Below are 20510 nucleotides of genomic sequence, written 5' to 3' on the forward strand. Positions count from 1 at the left end.
GACCTCGCCGGTGGCCGGGTTGGTGGTGGTCAGGATCGCGCCGCCCTGGGCCTCGACGAAGGCGCCGTCGATATAGGCGCGGGTCTCGACGGACAGCGAGGCGGCCAGCGCCTGCCAGTCGTCGCGGGTCGTGGGATGGCGTGCGAGGCTCATGCGCGAATCTCCTCTGTTTGGGCGGCGGACGCGGCCTGCGGGCGTTGCTCGGCCAGGCGGCGAGCGGTCTCGTCCAGGGCCTGGCGCGCCAGGCGCACCAGTTCGTCGATCTCGTCGCGGGTGATCACCAGCGGCGGGGCGATGATCATGGTATCGCCCACCGAGCGCATCACCAATCCGGTGGCGAAGCAGAGGTCCCGGCACAGGTTGCCGGCCGACAGGGCCTTGTCGAAGCGCTCACCGGTGGCCTTGTCGGCGACCAGTTCCAGCGCACCCATCAGGCCCAGCGAGCGCGCCTCGCCGACCAGGGGATGGTCGCCCAGCGCCGCCCAGCGCTCGGCCAGGTAGGGGCCCAGGTCGTCGCGGACCCGCTCGACGACACCCTCGGCCTCCAGCAGCTCCAGGTTCTTGAGCGCCACGGCCGCGCAGGCCGGATGCCCCGAGTAGGTGAAGCCGTGGAAGAACTCGCCCCCCTCCTCGATCAGCGTGTCGGCCACGCGGTCGCCCACCAGCACGCCGCCGATGGGCAGGTAGCCCGAGGACAGTCCCTTGGCGATCGGCATCAGGTCCGGCTCGAGGCCGAAGTGCTGGCTGCCGAACCACTCGCCGAGGCGGCCGAAGCCACAGATCACCTCGTCGGCCACCAGCAGGATGTCGTACCGCGCCAGCACCGCCTTCACCGCCGGCCAGTAGCTCGCCGGCGGCATGATGGCGCCGCCGGCCCCCTGCACGGGCTCGGCGATAAAGGCGGCGACGTTCTCCTCGCCCAGTTCCAGGATCTTCTCCTCCAGCGCCGCGGCACAGGCGCGCCCGAAGGCCTCCGGCGACGGGTGGCGTCCCTCGCCGAACCGCCCTTCACCGAACCAGTAAGGCTGGCGGACATGAGCGATGCCCGGCACGCAGGGGCCTCCCTGGTCGTGCATGGGCGCCATACCGCCCAGGCTCATGCCGGCCACGGTGGAGCCGTGATAGCCGTTCTCGCGGCCGATGACCCACTGCTTCTCGGGCTTGCCCTTGAGGGCCCAGTAGCGGCGCACCATGCGCAGCACGGTGTCGTTGGCCTCGGACCCGGATCCGGTGAAGAACACATGGTTGATATGCGCCGGCGCCAGGTCGCAGAGCTTCTCGGCCAGGCGGGCCACGGGCGGGTGGGTCGTCTTGAAGAAGGTGTTGTAGTAGGGCAGCTCGGCGAGCTGAGCGCTGGCGGCCTCGACCAGCTCGTGGCGCCCGTAGCCGAGGTTCACGCACCACAGCCCGGCCATGCCGTCGAGGATGCGGTGGCCGTCGCTGTCATGGATATAGACGCCCTGGGCGTGGGTGACGACACGACTGCCCTCCTCGCCTAGCGCCTTGAAGTCGGTGAAGGGATGCAGGTGATGGGCCCGGTCCAGGGCCTGGCACGCTTGGGTCTGCATGATGAGTCTCCGGGGTCGAGGGCCCTCAGGCCGGCAGGGGGGAGGCACTGGCCTGATGCTGCGCGCAGGCCTGGGCGAAGGCGGTGAACAGGACGTCGTACAGCGGATGCTGGCGGGGGCGCCATTCGGGGTGCCACTGCACCGCCAGGGTGAAGGCCGGCGCGTCGGTGACCGAGATGGCCTCGATCAGGCCATCGGGCGCCACCGCCTCGGCGATAAGCCCCTCGCCGAGCCGCTCGATCCCCTGCTGATGCAGGGAGTTCACCCGAGCCTGGCGCTCGGGATAGAGCGCCGCCAGCCGTCCGCCCGGAAGGATCTCCAGGTCATGGCAGGGCGCGTACTGGGCCTCCCGGTCGCCGGCCGGCTCCCGGTGGTCGAGCTTGCCGGGCTGGTTCTGCACCGCCTGGTAGAGGCTGCCGCCGAAGGCCACGTTGAGCTCCTGGAAGCCCCGGCAAATACCCAGCAGCGGCACCCCCAGGTCCAGGGCCACCGGCACCCAGGCCATGGCCGCGGCATCGCGGTCCCGGTCGCCCCGGGTGTTCTCCGGGGCACGCTCGGCCCCGTAGCGCTGTGGCGCCACATTGGTATAGCTGCCGGTCAGTACCAGGCCGTCCAGGCGGGCCAGCAGGGACTGGATGGACGCCCCCTCGACTGGCTCCCAGACGGGCAGCACCACCGGTTCGAGGCCATACTCCCGCAGGGCGCTCAGGTACTTGTCGGTGACCATGTGGGCGGGATGGCCCTCCACCTCTCGGCGGCAGGCGATCACCCCCACCAGGGGTCGGGTCTGCATGGCAGCCTCCTCGATATCGCGTGACAGGGTGCTTGTTATGGTTTGCTCAACATAGCGCGGTTGATTAATCTTGCCAACCCGAGCACCAACCCCGACGGAGCGATAATTCATAAGGCTTTGTTTTTGTACTTTTTTATTTAACAAAGCCTCACCAGCCCCCCTGACAAGCCTGCCAATAACGTAAAAGATTTGACAACAACACCCGCTTGCGCCAAAGATGATCCCAACGACAACATCCCAAGGAAACAGGTGTCATCATGCCGCCCCTCACCGTCGACGAAGCCCGTGACTTCCTGGAACGTCACCCCGACATTGCCAGCATCGACCTGCTGATCAGCGACCTCAACGGCGTGCAGCGCGGCAAGCGCATCCCCCGCGAGAACCTTGAGAAGGCCTGCCGCGACGGCGTCAACCTGCCGGCCTCGGTGTTCGCCCTGGACATCCTCGGCAACACCATCGAGGAGACCGGCCTGGGGCTGTCGAGCGGCGACGGCGACCGGGTCTGCCGCCCCGTGGCGGGCACGCTGATGCCGAGCCCCTGGCTGCGCAACGGCCGCCAGGCCCAGCTGCTGATGTCCATGGTCGAGGTCGACGAGAGCCCCTACTTCGCCGACCCGCGCCAGGTACTGTCCCGAGTGCTGGAGCGCTTCCAGCGAGCGGGCCTGACACCGGTGGTCGCCGTGGAGATGGAGTTCTACCTGGTCGACCGCCAGCGTGACGCCCTGGGCATGATCCAGCCGCCCTGCTCGCCGGCCAGTGGCGAGCGCGCCACCCAAAGCCAGCTGTACTCGATCAGCGAGCTCGACGAGTACGCCGATTTCCTCGAAGACATCCACGCGGCGGCCCGCACCCAGGGCCTGCCGCTGGACACCGCCCTCAAGGAGTGCGCCCCGGGGCAGTTCGAGATCAATCTGATCCACTGCGATGATGCGCTGGCGGCCTGCGACAGCGCCGTGCTGCTCAAGCGACTGATCAAGGGCGTAGCGCTGCAGCACGGCTTCGAGGCCACTTTCATGGCCAAGCCCTACGGTGACGAGGCCGGCAACGGCACCCATGTGCACATCAGTCTGCTCGACGAGACGGGCCGCAATGTCTTCGCGGCCGAGGACCAGGCCCCCCTCGGCACCCCGCGGCTGCAGCATGCCGTGGCCGGCCTGCTGGACCTGATGCCGGCCTCCATGGCGCTGTTCGCACCCAACCTCAACTCCTTCCGCCGCTTCCAGCCGGGGCTCTACGTGCCCATGGCCCCGACCTGGGGCTACGACAACCGCTCGGTGGCGGTACGCATCCCGTCCGGCCCCAATGCGGCCCGACGCATCGAGCACCGGGTCGCCGGCGCCGATGCCAACCCCTACCTGCTGATGGCGGCACTGCTGGCGGCCATCGACCACGGTCTGCAGCGACGGCTCACGCCGCCTTCGGCGATCAGCGGCAACGCCTATGACCAGGTGCCACCCAGCCTGACCAACAGCTGGCACCAGGCGCTGGCCCTGCTGGAGGGTAGCGACATTCTCGCCGAGGCCCTCGGCCGGGACTTCATGAGCGTCTTCCTGGCCAACCGCCGCGCCGAGCGCGACCAGGCCATGCAGGCGGTCAGCAAGCTGGAATACGACTGGTACCTGCGTCAGGTCTGAGCCGACCACGGCGCCAGACCCGCCGGCCCTTCCCGCCCATATCACCGACGCCCCCCGGCATCCCCGCCGGCGGTCGTGCGGGGCGCCCCGTGCCGGCCCGATCACCCCGTTCATCCATCCGCCACCAAGGGACCTCCTCGATGACAACCACAATCCCCCTTGCCCCGGCTCTTCCCCACCGACCCTCCACCGCGGACAACGGAGGTCGCCCATGAGCCAGCCCAGCCACCCCTTCGCCCCCGCCCTGCCGGCCCGGCGCGGCACGGGCCGCACCCTGCTGCTGGTGCTGGCCGTGCTGGGCTCGGTGATCGGCCTGACGCTGGCCCACCGCCCCGGCACGGACTACGGCTGGATCAGCCTGGCGCCGTCGCTGATCGTGCTGGTGGTGGCCATCGCCACCCACCGCACCCTCGAGGCCCTGGCGGTCGGCGTGCTGTCCGGCCTGATCCTGCTCCAGCCCGAGGACTTCGTCGGTGAACTGGCCGATATCTCGCTGTCGGTGATGATGAACGAGACCATCGCCTGGCTGATCCTGGTCTGCGGCTTGATGGGCGGCTTCATCGCCATGCTCGAGAAGTCCGGCTGCACCCTGAGTTTCAGCCACGTCATGACGCGGCTGGTGAAGACCCGCCGCCAGTCGCTGCTCAGTACCGCCGCCCTGGGCGTGCTGATCTTCATCGACGACTACCTGAATGCCCTGGCCACCTCGGCGGCCATGAAGCGACTCACCGACCGCTTCGGCGTCTCCCGGGAGAAGCTGGCCTACATCGTCGACTCCACCGCGGCGCCGATCTGCATCCTGGTGCCGCTGTCCACCTGGGCGGTGTACTTCGCCGAACTGCTGGAAACCAATGCGGCCACCGACGGGCCCGGCATGTGGCTGTACATCCAGTCGATCCCCTTCATGCTCTATGGCTGGGTGGCCATGGGCCTGGTGCTGCTGGTCGCCGTGGGCAAGCTGCCCGACCTGGGGCCGATGCGGGCCGCCGAGGCCCGCGCCCGCGCCGGCCAGCCGATCCCCGACGGTGCCCCGGACCAGCCCCTCGGCGACGACGCCGCCCCGGCCATGCGCCCCTGGCTCGGCGTGGTCAACTTCCTGGCCCCCATGGCCGTGCTGATCGGCGCCAGCGCCTGGTTCGAGATCGACCTGCTCAAGGGCGTGATCGTCGCCACCCTGTTCACCCTGGTGCTCTACCTGATCCAGCGGCTGGCCACCTTCAACACCCTGATGGACGCCATCATGGACGGCTTTCGCACCATGATGCTGCCGCTGGCCATCGTCGCCGTGGGCTTCGTGCTACGCGAGGTCAACGACCAGCTGGGCATGACGGCCTTCATGATCGACGCCTTCTCGCCCTACCTGACGGTCGCCCTGCTGCCGGCCCTGGTCTTCGTCTCCATGGCCGTGGTGGTCTTCGCCACCGGCTCGTCCTGGGGGGTGTTCGTGATCTCGATTCCCATTGTGGTCCCCATGGCCCAGCACATGGACGCCCCGATGCCGCTGGTGGTGGGGGCCCTGCTCTCCGCCTCGAGCTTCGGCAGCCATGCCTGTTTCTTCTCCGACTCCTCGGTGCTGTCCTCCCAGGGCAGCGGCTGTCTGCCGATGCAGCATGGCCTGACCCAGTTCCCCTATGCGCTGCTCGGCGCCCTGCTGACCGCCAGCGGCTTCATGGTGCTGGGCTATGCGATGACCTGAACCGCCCGCTACCCCTTCTCTCGTCCCCCGCTTCGCGGCGTCCTCGGGCGCCGCGCTTTTTTCAGCCGGGCAGCAGTGCCTCGATGCCCGCCACCTCCCCGCAGTGCTCCGGCGTATAGCCCGGCAGCTCGGCCACCGCCGCCTGGAAGGCTGCACTCTCCAGCACCTCGCGCAGGCGCTGCAGCTTGGGCTCGGCCAGGCTGCGGTGATGGCAGACCAGCAGGTAGTCCTCCAGCGCCAGGGGCACGAAGTCGAGGCCGAAGCGCCGCGCCGCCGCCTCTACCCCGAAGCCCACGTCCGCCATGCCGGCGGCGACATAGGCCGCCACCGCCGAGTGGGTGTATTCCTCGAGCTCGTAGCCGGGAATCCGCCCGGGCGACACGCCGGCCTCGTCGAGCAGCCCGTCCAATAGCGCCCGGGTCCCCGAGGCCGCCTGCCGGTTGATAAAGCGGCCGTCTCCTCGCGCCAGGTCCCGGACTCCCGCAATGCCCTGCGGATTGCCCGGCGCCACCATCAGGCCCTGGCAGCGGCTGATGAAGCGCAGCACGCGATGGCTCCTGGGCTTGAGCAGGTCGCGATAGTCGCGGCTCACCCTGGCACCGAGCGGTCCGCGGGGCAGGTGGAAACCGGCCAGCTCACAGGCGCCACGCTGCAGCGCCGCCAGCGCTTCCCGGGGGCTGCAGTACTGGAGGTCCAGGCGCAGGTCGTGGAGATGCTCCGGCAGCAGCTCGACGGCATAGCCATGGCTGGCATGCAGGCGCAGCACCGGCTTCACCCCCTCGAGGGTCTGCTGAATGGCCAGGTTGAGCTCCGAGCCCAGGCTCTCGAGCTGGGGCCCCAGGCGGGCGATCACCCGCTGCTCGGCCCACAGCAGCTTTTCGCCCAGGGCCGACAGCCGCGCGCCCCGCCCCCGCTCGAGCTCGACCAGGGCGATGCCGAAGAACTCCCCCCACTTGTTGAGCAGGTTCCAGGCATGGCGGTAGGAGACGCCCACCGTCTCGGCGGCCCGGGTCAGCTTGCCATGCCGATGCACCGCCTCGAGCAGCGCGAAGAGCTTGGGATCGAGCTGGTTGCCCGCCTCGTCGCTGAAGTACCAGGCGGGAGTGATCCGGATACGTTTCATGTGAACAAAGTTTCATATTTTGCCTTTAACACACCAATGCTAGCGTTATCGGCACCGTGACGCACGTCCCAGCCAAAATATGAACTGGCGTGCATATTAAGCCAGTACCACAACGACTAGGGGGACTCGATGAGCGATTCCCGTGAGTGGACGCCGCAGTCGATCCAGGCCGAGATCGACGCCCTGAAGCACAAGCCCGGCGCACTGCTGCCGATCCTCCATGCTATCCAGGACCGCTTCGGCTTCGTCCCCGAGGGGGCAGTGCCGATCATCGCCGAGTCCCTGGGCCAGACCCGCGCCGAGGTGCATGGGGTGATCAGCTTCTACCATCACTTCCGCACCACGCCGCCCGGCACTCACGTGGTCCAGATCTGCCGCGCCGAGGCCTGCCAGTCGGTGGGTGCCCGGCGGCTCGAGGCCCACGCCCGGGCCCGCCTGGGCGTCGACTTCCACCAGACCACCGCGGATCGCGAGATCACCCTGGAGGCCGTCTACTGCCTGGGCAACTGCGCCTGCGGCCCCTCGATTCGCGTCGATGACCAGATTTGCGGCCGGGTCACGCCCGAGGCCTTCGACGCCCTGGTCGACGAGTTGCGCACCCAGTTGCTGGAGGTAGTCTGATGTCCGTACGCGTCTATGTCCCCCGTGACACCACCGCCCTCTCCCTGGGCGCCGACGCCGTGGCCGACCGCCTCCAGCGCGAGGCCGAAAGCCGCGACCTCGCGCTGACGGTCGTGCGCAACGGCTCCCGCGGCCTGGCCTGGCTCGAGCCCCTGGTCGAGGTCGAGACCCCGGCCGGCCGGGTCGCCTACGGCCCGGTGGCGCCGGGGGACGTGCCGGCGCTGCTCGATGCCGGCCTGCTCGAGGGCCGCGACGGCCATCCCCTGGCCCTGGGGCCGACCGAGGCGATCCCCTACCTGGCGCGCCAGCAGCGCCTGACCTTCGCGCGCATCGGCGTCACCGAGGCGCTGTCGCTCGACGACTACCGGGCCCACGACGGTTTCCGCGGCCTGGAGGCAGCGCTGGCCCTCGAGCCACAGGACATCGTCGAGGAGGTCAAGGCCTCCGGCCTGCGCGGCCGCGGCGGCGCGGCCTTCCCCACCGGCATCAAGTGGCAGACGGTGCTCGACGCCCCGGCCGACCAGAAGTACATCGTCTGCAACGCCGACGAGGGCGATTCCGGCACCTTCGCCGACCGCCTGGTGATGGAGTGCGACCCCTACGTGCTGATCGAGGGCATGGCCATCGCCGGCCTCGCCGTGAACGCCACCCAGGGCTACATCTACCTGCGCTCCGAGTACCCACTGGCCAGGGAGGTCCTCGACGCCGCCATCGCGCGCGCCGAGGCCGCCGGCTATCTGGGCGACGATATCCAGGGCAGCGGCCGCGCCTTCCACCTGGAGGTGCGCCTGGGCGCCGGCGCCTACATCTGTGGCGAGGAGACCTCGCTGCTCGAGAGCCTCGAGGGCAAACGCGGCCTGGTCCGCTTCAAGCCGCCGCTGCCGGCCATCAAGGGGCTGTTCGGACGCCCCACCGTGGTCAACAACGTGCTGTCGCTGGCCGCCGTGCCCTTCATCCTCGCCGAGGGGGCCGAGGCCTACGCCGATCACGGCATGGGCCGCTCCCGCGGCACCCTGGCGCTGCAGCTGGCCGGCAACGTCAAGCGCGGCGGCCTGGTGGAACTGGCCTTCGGCACCACCCTGCGCACCCTGATGGAAGACTTCGGCGGCGGCACCGCCAGCGGACGTCCGCTGCGCGCGGTGCAGGTCGGCGGCCCGCTGTGCGCCTACCTGCCCGAGAGCCAGTGGGACCTGCCGCTGGACTACGAGACCTTCGCCGAGATCGGCGCGGGCGTCGGCCACGGCGGCGTGGTGATGTTCGACGACAGCGTCGACATGGCCGAGCAGGCGCGCTTCTCGATGGAGTTCTGCAAGGTGGAGTCCTGCGGCAAGTGCACCCCCTGCCGCATCGGCTCGACCCGCGGCGTGGAGGTCATTGATCGCATCCGTGAAGGCCGTGACCGCGACGCCAACCTCGCGCTGCTCGGCGAGCTCTGCGAGACCATGGAAGACGGTTCGCTGTGCGCCATGGGCGGCATGACGCCCTTCCCGGTGCAGAGCGCCCTGAAACACTTCCCCGACGACTTCCGGCGTGCGCCGGAAGGAGACCGCTCATGATTCAGCACTTCGACCCCCGCCAGCACGACAGGGATCTCGGCACGCCGGCACCCGCGGCCGACGCGGCCCCGGTGAGCGTCGAGATCGACGGCGTGGCGATCCGCGTGCCCGAGGGCACCTCGGTGCTGCGCGCCGCGGCCCTGGCCGACATCAACATTCCCAAGCTGTGCGCCACCGACAGCCTGGAGGCCTTCGGCTCCTGCCGGCTGTGTGCCGTCCAGGTCGAGGGCCGGCGCGGCACCCCGGCGGCCTGCACCACCCCGGTCGCCGAGGGCATGAAGGTCACCACCCAGAACGAGCGCCTGGCCCGGCTGCGCCGCAACGTCATGGAGCTCTACATCTCCGACCACCCGCTGGACTGCCTGACCTGCCCGGCCAACGGCGACTGCGAGCTGCAGGACATGGCCGGCGCGGTGGGGCTGCGCGAGGTGCGCTACGGCTTCGAGGGCGAGAATCACCTGGCCGCCGAGACCGACCACTCCAACCCCTACTTCAGCTTCGATCCCAGCAAGTGCATCGTCTGCTCGCGCTGCGTGCGCGCCTGCGAGGAAGTCCAGGGGACCTTCGCGCTGACCATCGACGGCCGCGGCTTCGATTCCAAGGTGGCCGCGGGGCAAGCGGAGGCCTTCATGGACTCCGAGTGCGTGTCCTGCGGCGCCTGCGTCCAGGCCTGCCCGACCTCGACGCTGATGGAGAAGAGCGTCATCGACGCCGGCCAGCCCGAGCACAGCGTGATCACCACCTGCGCCTACTGCGGCGTGGGCTGCTCCTTCGAGGCCCAGATGAAGGGCGACCAGCTGGTGCGCATGGTGCCCTACAAGGGCGGCGACGCGAACCACGGCCATTCCTGCGTCAAGGGGCGCTTCGCCTTCGGCTACGCGACCCACCCGGACCGCATCACCACGCCGATGATCCGCGAGTCCATCGACCAGCCCTGGCGCCAGGTCGGCTGGGAGGAGGCCATCGCCTTCGCCGCCGAGCGCCTCACGGCGATCCAGGCCGAGCACGGCCGCGAGAGCATCGGCGGCATCACCTCCTCGCGCTGCACCAACGAGGAGACCTACCTGGTGCAGAAGCTGATCCGTGCGGCCTTCGGCAACAACAACACCGATACCTGCGCCCGGGTCTGCCACTCGCCCACCGGCTACGGCCTGAAGACCACCCTGGGCGAGTCCGCCGGCACCCAGACCTTCGACTCGGTGATGCAGGCCGACGCCATCATCGTGATCGGCGCCAACCCCACCGATGCGCACCCGGTGTTCGGCTCGCTGATGCGCAAGCGGCTGCGTCAGGGCGCGTCGCTGATCGTCGCCGACCCGCGGCGCATCGACCTGCTCAAGACGCCGCACCTCGAGGACGCCCAGCACCTGCCGCTGCGCCCGGGCACCAACGTGGCGCTGGTCAACGCCCTGGCCCACGTGGTGGTCACCGAGGGCCTCGAGGACCACGACTTCATCGCCAGCCGCTGCGACAATGAGGCCTATCGCGCCTGGCGTGACTTCATCGCGGAAGAGCGTCACGCCCCGGAGGCCACCGAGGCGATCACCGGCGTCTCCGCCGAGGCGGTGCGTCATGCCGCGCGCACCTACGCCACCGCCGGCAACGGGGCCATCTACTACGGCCTGGGCGTCACCGAACACAGCCAGGGATCGACCATGGTGATGGGCATCGCCAACCTGGCGCTGGCCACCGGCAACATCGGCCGCGAAGGCGTCGGCGTCAATCCGCTGCGCGGCCAGAACAACGTCCAGGGCTCCTGCGACATGGGTTCCTTCCCCCACGAGCTGCCGGGCTACCAGCACGTCGCCGACGCCACGGCCCGCGGGCGGTTCGAGGCAGCCTGGGGCGTCGAGCTCGACGACGAGCCGGGGCTGCGCATCCCCAACATGTTCGACGCCGCCATCGAGGGCAGCTTCAAGGCACTCTACGTGCAGGGCGAGGACATCGCCCAGTCCGACCCCGACACGCAGCACGTGGAAGCGGCGCTGTCCTCGCTGGACTGCCTGATCGTCCAGGACATCTTCCTCAACGAGACCGCCAAGTACGCCCACGTGCTGCTGCCGGGCTCGAGCTTCCTGGAGAAGGACGGCACCTTCACCAACGCCGAGCGGCGCATCAACCGCGTGCGCAAGGTAATGCCGCCGCTGGCCGGCAAGGCCGACTGGGAGGTCACCATCGAGCTGGCCCGCGCCCTGGGCTACCCCATGGAGTACACGCATCCGTCCGAGATCATGGACGAGATCGCCCGGCTGACCCCGAGCTTTGCCGGCGTCAGCTACGCCCGGCTCGAGGAACGCGGCAGTCTGCAGTGGCCGTGCAATGCCGAGCATCCGCTGGGCACGCCGACCATGCACGAGGTCGACTTCCCGATCGGCAAGGGCCGCTTCGCGATCACCGAGTACGTGGCCACCGAGGAGCGCGCCAGCCGCCGCTTCCCGCTGCTGCTGACCACCGGACGGATCCTCTCCCAGTACAACGTCGGCGCCCAGACACGGCGCACCGACAACCAAGTATGGCACGACGAGGACGTGCTCGAGCTGCATCCCTCCGATGCCGAGGTGCGCGGCATCCGCGACGGCGACTGGCTGGGCATCACCAGCCGTGCCGGACAGACCGTACTGCGCGCAAGGCTCAGCGAGCGCATGCAGCCGGGGGTGGTCTACACCACCTTCCACCACCCGGGCAGCGGCGCCAACGTGATCACCACCGACAGCTCCGACTGGGCCACCAACTGTCCCGAGTACAAGGTCACGGCGGTGCAGGTGGAGAAGGTCAGCCGGCCCTCCGAGTGGCAGCGCCGCTTCGACGAGGTCGACCGGGTGCAGCGCGAGTACCTGGCCACGGCCCGCGATACCACGGCGCCCCACCTGGAAGCGACGCCATGAGCACGCAGTGCAAGGCCGACGCGACGTCCGGGGTGGCACGTCGCCCCGTGGAGGTCCACCGCGGCCCCACGGGCTGGTACGCCGAGGCGCTCGAGGATGCCCTGGCCCGGGAGGTGCCGGTGGCACTGGTCTACAACGGCATCTCCCACGCGGTGATGATGGCCACGCCCGAGGACCTCGAGGACTTCGCCCTGGGCTTCAGCCTCTCCGAGGGGATTCTCGCGCACCCCCACGAGTGCTACGACCTGGAGGTGCAGGAGGCCTCCGGAGGGCTGTCGATGCAGCTGACGATCGCCAGCCGGCGACTGGCGGAACTCAAGGCCCGCCGACGCAACCTGGCCGGGCGCACCGGCTGCGGCCTGTGCGGCACCGAGGCACTGGAACAGGCGATCCGGCCGATCCCGGCGGTTCAGGCACCGGCACTGGCCGACGCGGCCATCCAGCGCGCCCTGGCCGGACTGGCCGATCACCAGGCGCTGCAGGCGGCCTCCGGAGCCGCTCACGGCGCGGCCTGGTGCGACGAACTGGGGCGCATCCGGCTGGTGCGCGAGGACGTGGGCCGCCACAACGCCCTGGACAAGCTGATCGGCGCCCTGGCGAAGCAGGGCGGCCCCGACGCCGACGGCTTCGCCCTGGTCTCGAGCCGCGCCAGCTACGAGATGGTCCACAAGAGTGCCAGCGCCGGCATCGGGGCCCTGGTGGCCGTCTCGGCGGCCACCGCCCTGGCGGTGGATCAGGCGCGGGAGGCCGGTCTGCTGCTGGTCGGCTTCGCCCGGCCCGGCCGTCACCTGATCTATCATCGCCCCGCCGCCGCGCCACCGGCGGTCAGGGCCCATGGCTGAGGAGTCGAGGATGTCACGAGATCACGTCATCACCCTGGTACAGATGGTCAACCAGATCGCCACCAACCTGGGCGCCGGCCGCGACGCGACACAGGCCGCCCAGGCGGTCTGCACCCACCTGGAGACCTTCTGGGCGCGTCCCATGAAGCAGCGCCTGATCGCCTGCCTGGGCGAAGACGACCACGACCTGTCCCCCCTGGCCCGCGAGGCCGTGGGCCGCCTGGCCGAACGTCAGACCCACCGGGCCAGCTAACGCAACAGGGCCGACCCGCGAGGGTCGGCCCTGTTGCATCAGAGGTGGATATCGCGGGCGCTCAGCCCTGGGTCCGGGGCTCCGCCCACTGGGGATTGCCATCCACCAGCCGGACCCGCTCGCCCTCGGGGCGATGATCCAGCTGGGTGGTGTGTTCCTGGCCGTCATAGCGCCAGCTGACCTCGTAGCCCACCGTTTCCTCTCGGCTGTCGGTCACCGTGTGGCACTGCCGCTGGGTGGTGGCGACCGTCTGGCCGGACTCGATGCGCTTCTGCACCTCGCGACCGGCCAGGCCGCCGCCAACCGCGCCTGCTACGGTGGCAATCTTCTTGCCGCTGCCACCGCCGATCTGGTTGCCCAGCAGGCCACCGACGATGGCACCGGCGGCCGTACCGACCACGCTGTGAGGATCGCGGGTCGGCGCCTGCTGCTGGACCACCACGTCCTCGCAGACCTCCCGCGGCGTCTCCACGGTACGGGTCAGGGTCTGCACCCCGGTGATGTCGGCGAACTGCGGCTGACGGCTTTCCTGGACCTGCCAGGCACCGAAGGCCATGCCCCCCAGCCCCAGCACGGCCAGGGTGCTTCCCACCACGATCGATTTGCTCATCTGTCACCTCCTTCAATGGCTCGACCTCGGCTCCGCGAGAGGCGTGGCTGCTCGACGAGCGATGTGTGAGCGGGACGACGCCTCCCACGCCGCCCGTGGCGGACAGCATACCCCCTCGCCGCGCCGGCGATGGCGCCCGAGGCGACGTTTCATAATTGCTGACCGGGCGTCGCCGGAAAGCGACGCCGCCAGGTGACGGCGACTCAGGCCATCTTGCCCCGGCGATGTCAAGCCTTACGCGACATCGACGCTCGCCCTCTGTCGCCCCGGCGCATGCCGGTGTCGCCGTCGAGCAGCCCATACCGGCAAGGTGCATTACGTTGACAGGGAGTCGACACCCAACGGCAGCACAGCGAAGGAGAGCGGCATGGCGACATTCCCCAAGCAGGCGGATGCGGTGATCATCGGCCAGGGCGGCATCGTCGGGGCATCCGTGGCCCACCATCTGATCGAGCTGGGCTGGGACAACCTGGTGGGGCTCGACAAGTCCGCCATTCCCTCGGATATCGGGTCCACCGCCCATGCCTCGGACTTCTGTTACATGACCGCCCACGACAAGATGTCGTGCTACACGACCACCTACAGCCAACGCTTCTACGAGCACCTGGGCCACTACGCCCGGATCGGCGGTCTGGAAGTGGCGCGGGTCGACGACGACGCGCGCATGGCCGAACTCGCCCGCAAGGTCGACTCGGGCAAGGCCTTCGGCACCCGGGCCCGGCTGATCGGCCCGGACGAGGCCGCCGAGCGCTTCCCCCTGCTGGACAAGACGCTCATCCAGGGCGCCCTCTGGGACCCGGACGCCGGCCTGGTGGTGCCGCGCTCCCAGCAGGTCGCCGGCGAGCTGATCGAGAAGGCGAAGGCCTCCGGGAAGCTCGCCACCTTCGCCGATACCCCGGCGCTGGGTATCGATGTCCGCGACGGCCGGGTCTGCGGGGTCGAGACCCCCAAGGGCTATATCGAAACCTCGGTGGTCATCGTCACCTCCGGCATCTGGGGCCCGATCCCGGCGGCGATGGGCGGTGCCGCCCTGCCGCTGATGCCCGTCGAGCACCCGCTGCTGTTCTTCGGGCCCTTCGACACCTTTGCCGGCACGGGCAAGGAGATCGGCTACCCGCTGCTGCGCGACCAGGGCAACTCGGCCTACCTGCGCGACACCGGCGATCCCGCCACCACCGAGGGCGGGCAGATCGAGTGGGGCTACTACGAGACCACCATCCCCCGGCTGGTGCGTCCCCACGAGATCCTGGAGCGCCATCAGGCGCGGCTCTCGCCCTCCATGCGCGACCTGGAGCTCGAGCAGGTCATGACCGCCTTCGAGCGGGCCATCGAGCTCACGCCGGTGCTCGGCGACCTGGGCTGGGACGAGAAGCATTCCTTCAATGGCCTGCTCTCGGTCACCGTCGACGGCGGCTCGCTGGTCGGCGAGTCCCCGGAGACCCGCGGCCTGTGGCTGTGCGAGGCGGTGTGGGTCAAGGATGGCCCGGGCATGGGCAAGGTGCTGGCCGACTGGCTGACCAACGGGCGGCCGGCGCTCGATCCCCACGGCATCGACATCGCCCGCTTCTACCCGGTGCAGACGACCCCGGACTACGTGTACGGCCGGTGCGAGGAGATCGCCCGCAAGATCTACGACCCCCCGGTCCATCCCCGCGAGCCCTTCGAATCCGGCCGCAACCTGCGCCGTGGCCCCTTCTGGCCCCGCGAGGTGGAGCTCGGCGCCCACTTCATGGAGACGGCGGGCTGGGAGCGCGCCCATGGCTATGCCGCCAACGACCACCTCCTGGAACGCTACGGCGATCGGGTGCCGGAGCGCCCGGTCGAGTGGGACGCACGCCACTTCTGGCGGGTTTCCAATGCCGAACACCTGGCGCTCTCCGAGGACGTGGGCATGATCAACCTGTCCCACTTCGCCATCTACGACCTCATCGGCCCCGATGCCGAGGCCCTGCTGGAGTACCTGTCGGTGGCCCGGGTGGGCGGCGCGACGCCGGCCGGCAAGGGGGTCTATACGCACTTCCTCGACGAGGCCGGCGGCGTGCACTCCGACCTGACCATCGTGCGCCTGGCCGCCGACGCCTTCCGGGTGATCTGCGGCGGCGACACCGGTCCCCGCGACCGGGTGTGGATCACCCGCATGGCCGAGGCTCGTGGCCTGACCCGTTGGCGCCTGGAAGACCGCACCGACGGCCTGGCCACCCTCGGGGTCTGGGGCCCCAACGCCCGTCGCACCCTGCAGCGGGTGGCGGACGATCCCGGCGCGCTCGACGAGGAGCGCTTCCCCTTCGCCACGGCCCGGGAGATCCGCCTGCGCGGCCTGCCGGTGTGGGCCTTCCGCATCTCCTACGTGGGCGAGCAGGGCTGGGAGCTCTACGTGCCCTTCAGCTACGGCCTGGCGCTCTGGGACCTGCTCTTCGAACAGGGCGTCACCCCGGTGGGGATCGAGACCTACGCCAACAGCCGCCGCCTGGAGAAGAGCCTGCGGCTGCAGAACGCCGACCTGCTCACCGAGTACAACCTCTACGAGGCCGGCCTGGCCCGGCCCAAGGTCAAGCCCGAGGACTTCCACGGCAAGGACGCCTACCTGGAGCAGCGCAGCCGCGAGCACCAGCCGGCCTACCTCTGCACCCTGACCCTGGAGGACAACCGGGATCCCCGGGGCCAGCCCCGCTTCCCGGTGGGCCATGCGCCGATCCTCGACCCCGAAAGCGGCGAGGTGCTGGTGGATAGCCTGGGTCGCCGGTCCTACGTGACCAGCTTCGCCTTCGGCCCTTCGCTGGGCAAGAACATCGCCCTGGGCTACCTGCCGGCAGAGGTCGCCCGGGAAGGCGACCGCCTGCTGATGGAGTACTTCGGCGAACGCTATCCGCTGCGCATCGAGGCGGTGGGCTACAAGCCGCTCTTTGATCCCGAGAACCGGCGGCCCAAGAGCTGAGCGCGGCGCCGATGTCGCGGCGCACCGCCTCGCTGCCTGTCGCGAGGCCGCGGCTCAGAGACCGAGGCGGTCACGGGTCTCATAGTACCAGGCGCCCATGGCCGAGAGCGGCACCCGCAGCATCCGTCCGCCCGGGAACGGCAGGTGCGGCAGGTCGGCGAAGGCGTCGAAGCGCGCCTCGCGGCCGGTCATGGCCTCGGCGATCAGGCGCCCGGCCAGGTGGGTGCAGGTCACGCCGTGGCCGGAATAGCCCTGGGCGTAGTAGACGTTGTCGTTGAGCACCCCGAACTGCGGCAGTCGGTTGAGCGTCATCAGGAAGGTGCCGCTCCAGGCGTAGTCGACCCGCACGTCGGCCAGGCCCGGGAAGGTCTTGAGCATCTTGGGCCGGATGACCGCCTCGATGTCGGCGGGGTCCTGGCCGCCGTAGTTGACGCCGCCGCCATAGATCAGCCGGTGGTCGGCGGTCAGCCGGAAGTAGTCCAGCAGGTAGTTGCAGTCCTCGACGGCGAGGTTGTGGGGCAGCAGCGCGCGGGCCCGATCCTCGCCCAGCGGCTCGGTGGTGATGATCTGAGTGCCGCAGGGCATCGACTTGCCCTCCAGCGCCGGCATGATGCCCTGGTGGTAGGCGTTGCCGGCCATCACCACCCGCTCGGCCCGCACCGTGCCATGGGGCGTGGCGAGACGCACCGGCTGGCCGTGCTCGACGGCCGTCACCGGCGTGCGCTCGTAGATCACGCCTCCCAGGGACTCGACCGCCGCGGCCTGGCCCAGGACCAGGTTGAGCGGGTGGAGGTGGCCGCCGGAGTGGTCTACCAGGGCCCCCACGTAGCGCTCGGAGGTCACCTCGCGCTTGACCGCCTCCCCCTCCAGCAGCTCCAGTTCACGGTGGCCGTAGCGCTCCCAGAGCGCCTTGTGCTCGACCAGTCCCTTCATCTGCCGGGCGTTGCAGGCGGCGAAGAGGTTGCCGTCGCGCAGGTCGCACTCGATGCCGTAGCGGGCGATGCGCTCGCGGATGATGCGATTGCCCTCGAAGGCCATGTCGCCCAGCGCCCGGGCCGTGTCGGCGCCGTACTTGGCCTCGATGACGTCCATGTCGCGGCTGTAGCTGTTGACGATCTGGCCGCCGTTGCGTCCGGAGGCCCCGAAGCCCACCCGGGCGGCCTCCAGCACCACCACCCGGTGGCCCTGCTCGGCCAGGTGCAGGGCCGCGGAGATGCCGGTGAAGCCGGCCCCCACCACGCAGACATCGCAGTCCACCTCGCCCTCCAGGGCGGGCCGCTCGGGCGACGCCGTGGCGGTGGCCGCGTACCAGGATGCGACGTGTTGGGTATCGTTCGAGACGCTCATGAGGCCTCCGTAATGGTTATTTTATTTAACAAATGATGTCCAATGATACGGCGAATAGACGGAAAACACCAAGGCCGCTGACATGCTTTTCTTTCCACCATGCAAAAGGCGCCGGCATGGCCGGCGCCCTTGGCGAGCGAAGTCGGCGTCGCCCTAGACGCGGAGCAGCAGGTGCTCGCGCTCCCAGGAGCTGATCACCTGGAAGTACTCCCGGTGCTCGGCGCGCTTGACGGCCAGGTAGCTGTTGGTGAAGCGCTCGCCGAGGATGTCGGCCAGCGGCTTGCAGTCGTGCAGCAGGTCCAGGGCCGGGCCGATGTCGTCGGGCAACCTGTGGCCACTGTCCCAGGCAGAGCCCACCATCGGCGGGCGCGGCTCGAGCTGGCTGAGCATGCCCAGGTAGCCGCAGGCCAGCGAGGCCGCCATGACCAGGTAGGGATTGGCGTCGGCCCCGGCCAGGCGGTTCTCGACCCGGGTGGCCTCGGCGGGCGAGACCGGCACCCGCAGGCCCACGGTGCGGTTGTCGGTACCCCACTCGACGTTGATCGGCGCCGAGCCACTGCTCTCGGTGCGCATCAGGCGCCGATAGGAGTTGACGTTGGGCGCCAGCAGCGGCATGGCGGCCGGCAGGTAGCGTTGCAGGCCGCCGATGAAGTGGTGGAAGAGCTTGCTCGGGGTGTCGTCCTCGCCGGCGAAGACGTTGCGGCCGCTTTCCACATCCACGAGGCTCTGGTGGATATGCATCGAGCTGCCCGGCTCGCCCGCCATCGGCTTGGCCATGAAGGTGGCGTACATGCCGTGGCGCAGCGCCGTCTCGCGCAGGGTGCGCTTGAACATCACCACCTGGTCGGCCAGCTGCAGCGGGTCGCCATGCTGGAAGTTGACCTCCATCTGGCCGGCCCCTTCCTCATGGATCAGGGTATCCAGATCCAGGTTCATCGCCTCGCAGTAGTCGTACATCTCCTCGAACAGCGGGTCGAACTCGTTGACCGCATCGATGGAAAACGACTGCCGGCTACTCTCCTGGCGGCCGGTGCGGCCGATCGGCGGCTCCAGGGGGTAGTCCGAGTCGGTGTTGGTCTTGACCAGGAAGAACTCGACCTCGGGAGCCACCACCGGCTTCCAGCCGCGCGCCTCGTAGAGCGCCAGCACCCGCTTGAGCACGTGGCGCGGGGCCAGTTCGACCGGCTCGCCGGTCAGGTAGTGACAGTCGTGGATGATCTGGGCGGTGGGATCCTCCGCCCAGGGCACCAGGTAGATGGCCCCCGGGTCGGGCACCAGCTCCATGTCACGCTCGGCCGGGTTCCAGAAGTGGATGTCCTCGTCGTCGGGGTAGCCCCCGGTGACAGTCTGGATGAAGATCGAGTCCGGCAGCCGGGGTCGCCCGCCGCCGAGGTACTTGCTCGCGGGCATGATCTTGCCCTTGAGGATACCGGTGAGGTCGGTGACCAGGCACTCGACCTCGGTGATGCCGCGTGTCTGGAACCAGTCGTTGAAGAGCGGCTGCTCCTGGCGGTTACTCATGGGATATTCCTTCGCTCTGGGGATGGGGCCCCGGCCGGCGCCGGGGCCCTTCGTCTCACCGCGCCTGAACCTCGGACCACAGCTGCTGGAAGGTCTGCAGCTGATCGCCTTCCAGGCTGGGAGTGAAGCGCAGCCGTTCCATGTCGGCATCACTGGGCTGTACCGGCGGCTGGGTCAGCACCTCGTCGAGATGGGCCACGGCCGCAGCATTGGGACTGGCGTAGTAGTTGTAGTTGGAGAGCTGGGCACCGACCTCGGCATCCAGGATGAAATCGATGAACTTGTGGGCCAGGTCGGGATTGGGCGCCTCGGCGGGGATCATCATGGCGTCCACCCACTTCTCGGCCCCCTCGTCGGGAATCATGAACTCCAGGTTGGCGAAGGAGTCCGGGTTTTCCTCCTTGTAGTAGAGGAAGTCGCCGTTGTAGGAGAGGCCGGCATGGGTCACGCCGCGGGCCAGCTGCTGCAGCGCCGGGGTGCCGTCGGAGAAGCCGCTGAAGGTGTCACGGTTCTTGGTCTCGATCAGCAGCCGAGCGGCCTCCTTCCAGGCGTCCATCCCGGTGCAGTCGTAGCCGTGGCCGAGGAAGGCGCAGGCGCCGCCCATGGTCACCTGGCCGTCGCCCATCAGCGCGAAGGGATGCTGCGGGTTGACCTCCGGGTCGAACAGCAGCGACCAGCTCTTGGGCGCGTCGGGGAAGGTCTCGGCGTTGTAGATGATGCCCGTGGTGCCCCACTGGTAGGGGGCGCTGTACTGGCTGCCGGGGTCATAGCTCGGGTCCTGGAACTGCTCCATGACATTGCCGAGGTTGTCGAGCCTGGCCTTGTCGAGGGGCTGTACCAGGCCGGTCTCGATCAGCCGCGGGATGTAGTAGTTGGACGGCACGATGATGTCGTACTGGGAGACGCCTCCGGCGTTGAGCTTGGCGAACATCTCGGGCAGCGAGTTGAAGTAGTTCTGCACCACCTCGACATCGTACTTGTCCTCGAAGGCCTCGATGATCGCGGGGTCCATGTACTCGGTCCAGTTGAACAGGTAGAGCTTGCCCTCCTCGGCCTGGGCCTGGCCGGCCAAGGCCAGCCCGCCCAGCGACAGGGCCAGTGCGATCTTGTTGATTTTCATGATGCT

15 protein-coding genes are annotated in these 20510 nt (G+C 69.2%); 8 read left to right on the top strand and 7 right to left on the bottom strand.

Going from position 1 to position 20510, the window contains the following annotated elements; genetic code table 11:
• Positions 1 to 149: 149 nt before the first annotated feature.
• Positions 150 to 1568: an aspartate aminotransferase family protein gene (locus EKG36_RS11985; protein WP_126484377.1), complete on the bottom strand. Its 1419-nt coding sequence runs from the start codon at positions 1566 to 1568 to the stop codon at positions 150 to 152.
• A 25-nt stretch (positions 1569 to 1593) separates the two neighbouring features.
• Entirely contained in the window at positions 1594 to 2361 is a 768-nt protein-coding gene (locus EKG36_RS11990; protein ID WP_126484379.1) for a gamma-glutamyl-gamma-aminobutyrate hydrolase family protein, read from the bottom strand.
• Between the two features lie 257 nt (positions 2362 to 2618).
• Between EKG36_RS11990 and EKG36_RS11995 the strand changes: the two genes are divergently transcribed.
• Positions 2619 to 3995: a glutamine synthetase family protein gene (locus EKG36_RS11995; RefSeq protein ID WP_126484381.1), complete on the top strand. Its 1377-nt coding sequence runs from the start codon at positions 2619 to 2621 to the stop codon at positions 3993 to 3995.
• 211 nt (positions 3996 to 4206) lie between these two features.
• A complete protein-coding gene (locus tag EKG36_RS12000) occupies positions 4207 to 5691 on the top strand; it encodes a Na+/H+ antiporter NhaC family protein (RefSeq protein WP_126484383.1) in 1485 nt (494 codons plus the stop codon).
• Positions 5692 to 5752: 61 nt separating this feature from the next.
• Here the strand turns inward: EKG36_RS12000 and EKG36_RS12005 are convergent, their stop codons facing one another.
• Positions 5753 to 6814, bottom strand: coding sequence for a substrate-binding domain-containing protein (locus EKG36_RS12005; protein WP_126484385.1), 1062 nt, complete (start codon positions 6812 to 6814; stop codon positions 5753 to 5755).
• A 129-nt stretch (positions 6815 to 6943) separates the two neighbouring features.
• On the opposite strand from EKG36_RS12005, the gene EKG36_RS12010 reads away from it, so the two are divergent.
• Genes EKG36_RS12010 through EKG36_RS12030 form a run of 5 tightly spaced genes read left to right on the top strand, consistent with a single transcriptional unit; the run spans position 6944 to position 12971 of the window.
• Positions 6944 to 7435 (top strand): formate dehydrogenase subunit gamma, encoded by a 492-nt coding sequence (locus EKG36_RS12010; protein ID WP_126484387.1) that lies wholly within the window; start codon positions 6944 to 6946, stop codon positions 7433 to 7435.
• On the top strand, positions 7435 to 8991 hold the full coding sequence (locus tag EKG36_RS12015; RefSeq protein ID WP_126484389.1) for a formate dehydrogenase beta subunit: 1557 nt from the start codon (positions 7435 to 7437) through the stop codon (positions 8989 to 8991). The genes EKG36_RS12010 and EKG36_RS12015 overlap by 1 nt, the downstream gene beginning before the upstream one ends.
• On the top strand, positions 8988 to 11876 hold the full coding sequence (fdhF, locus tag EKG36_RS12020) for a formate dehydrogenase subunit alpha (RefSeq protein ID WP_126484391.1): 2889 nt from the start codon (positions 8988 to 8990) through the stop codon (positions 11874 to 11876). Before EKG36_RS12015 ends, fdhF begins: the two co-directional genes overlap by 4 nt.
• The gene (fdhD, locus tag EKG36_RS12025) at positions 11873 to 12718 is read left to right on the top strand and encodes a formate dehydrogenase accessory sulfurtransferase FdhD (RefSeq protein ID WP_126484393.1); all 846 of its coding nucleotides are present in this window, start codon (positions 11873 to 11875) and stop codon (positions 12716 to 12718) included. Before fdhF ends, fdhD begins: the two co-directional genes overlap by 4 nt.
• A 10-nt stretch (positions 12719 to 12728) precedes the next feature.
• Positions 12729 to 12971, top strand: a complete 243-nt coding sequence (locus tag EKG36_RS12030) for a formate dehydrogenase subunit delta (RefSeq protein ID WP_126484395.1) — start codon at positions 12729 to 12731, stop codon at positions 12969 to 12971.
• 61 nt (positions 12972 to 13032) lie between these two features.
• Here EKG36_RS12030 and EKG36_RS12035 read toward each other — a convergent pair whose 3' ends face one another.
• The gene (locus EKG36_RS12035; protein WP_126484397.1) at positions 13033 to 13581 is read right to left on the bottom strand and encodes a glycine zipper 2TM domain-containing protein; all 549 of its coding nucleotides are present in this window, start codon (positions 13579 to 13581) and stop codon (positions 13033 to 13035) included.
• Positions 13582 to 13948: 367 nt separating this feature from the next.
• Here EKG36_RS12035 and EKG36_RS12040 point away from each other — a divergent pair, with 367 nt between their 5' ends.
• Positions 13949 to 16516 (top strand): GcvT family protein, encoded by a 2568-nt coding sequence (locus EKG36_RS12040; protein ID WP_126484399.1) that lies wholly within the window; start codon positions 13949 to 13951, stop codon positions 16514 to 16516.
• A 54-nt stretch (positions 16517 to 16570) separates the two neighbouring features.
• Here EKG36_RS12040 and EKG36_RS12045 read toward each other — a convergent pair whose 3' ends face one another.
• The 3 genes from EKG36_RS12045 to EKG36_RS12055 form a co-directional block, all read right to left on the bottom strand.
• Complete coding sequence (locus tag EKG36_RS12045; protein ID WP_126484401.1) at positions 16571 to 17863, bottom strand: NAD(P)/FAD-dependent oxidoreductase; 1293 nt, start codon at positions 17861 to 17863, stop codon at positions 16571 to 16573.
• Positions 17864 to 18016: 153 nt separating this feature from the next.
• Entirely contained in the window at positions 18017 to 19384 is a 1368-nt protein-coding gene (locus tag EKG36_RS12050) for a glutamine synthetase family protein (protein WP_126484403.1), read from the bottom strand.
• Between the two features lie 55 nt (positions 19385 to 19439).
• Positions 19440 to 20504, bottom strand: coding sequence for an ABC transporter substrate-binding protein (locus EKG36_RS12055; protein ID WP_126484405.1), 1065 nt, complete (start codon positions 20502 to 20504; stop codon positions 19440 to 19442).
• Positions 20505 to 20510 lie beyond the last annotated feature (6 nt).

The sequence above is a fragment of the Halomonas nitroreducens genome, from assembly GCF_003966155.1.
Classification (GTDB): domain Bacteria; phylum Pseudomonadota; class Gammaproteobacteria; order Pseudomonadales; family Halomonadaceae; genus Halomonas; species Halomonas nitroreducens.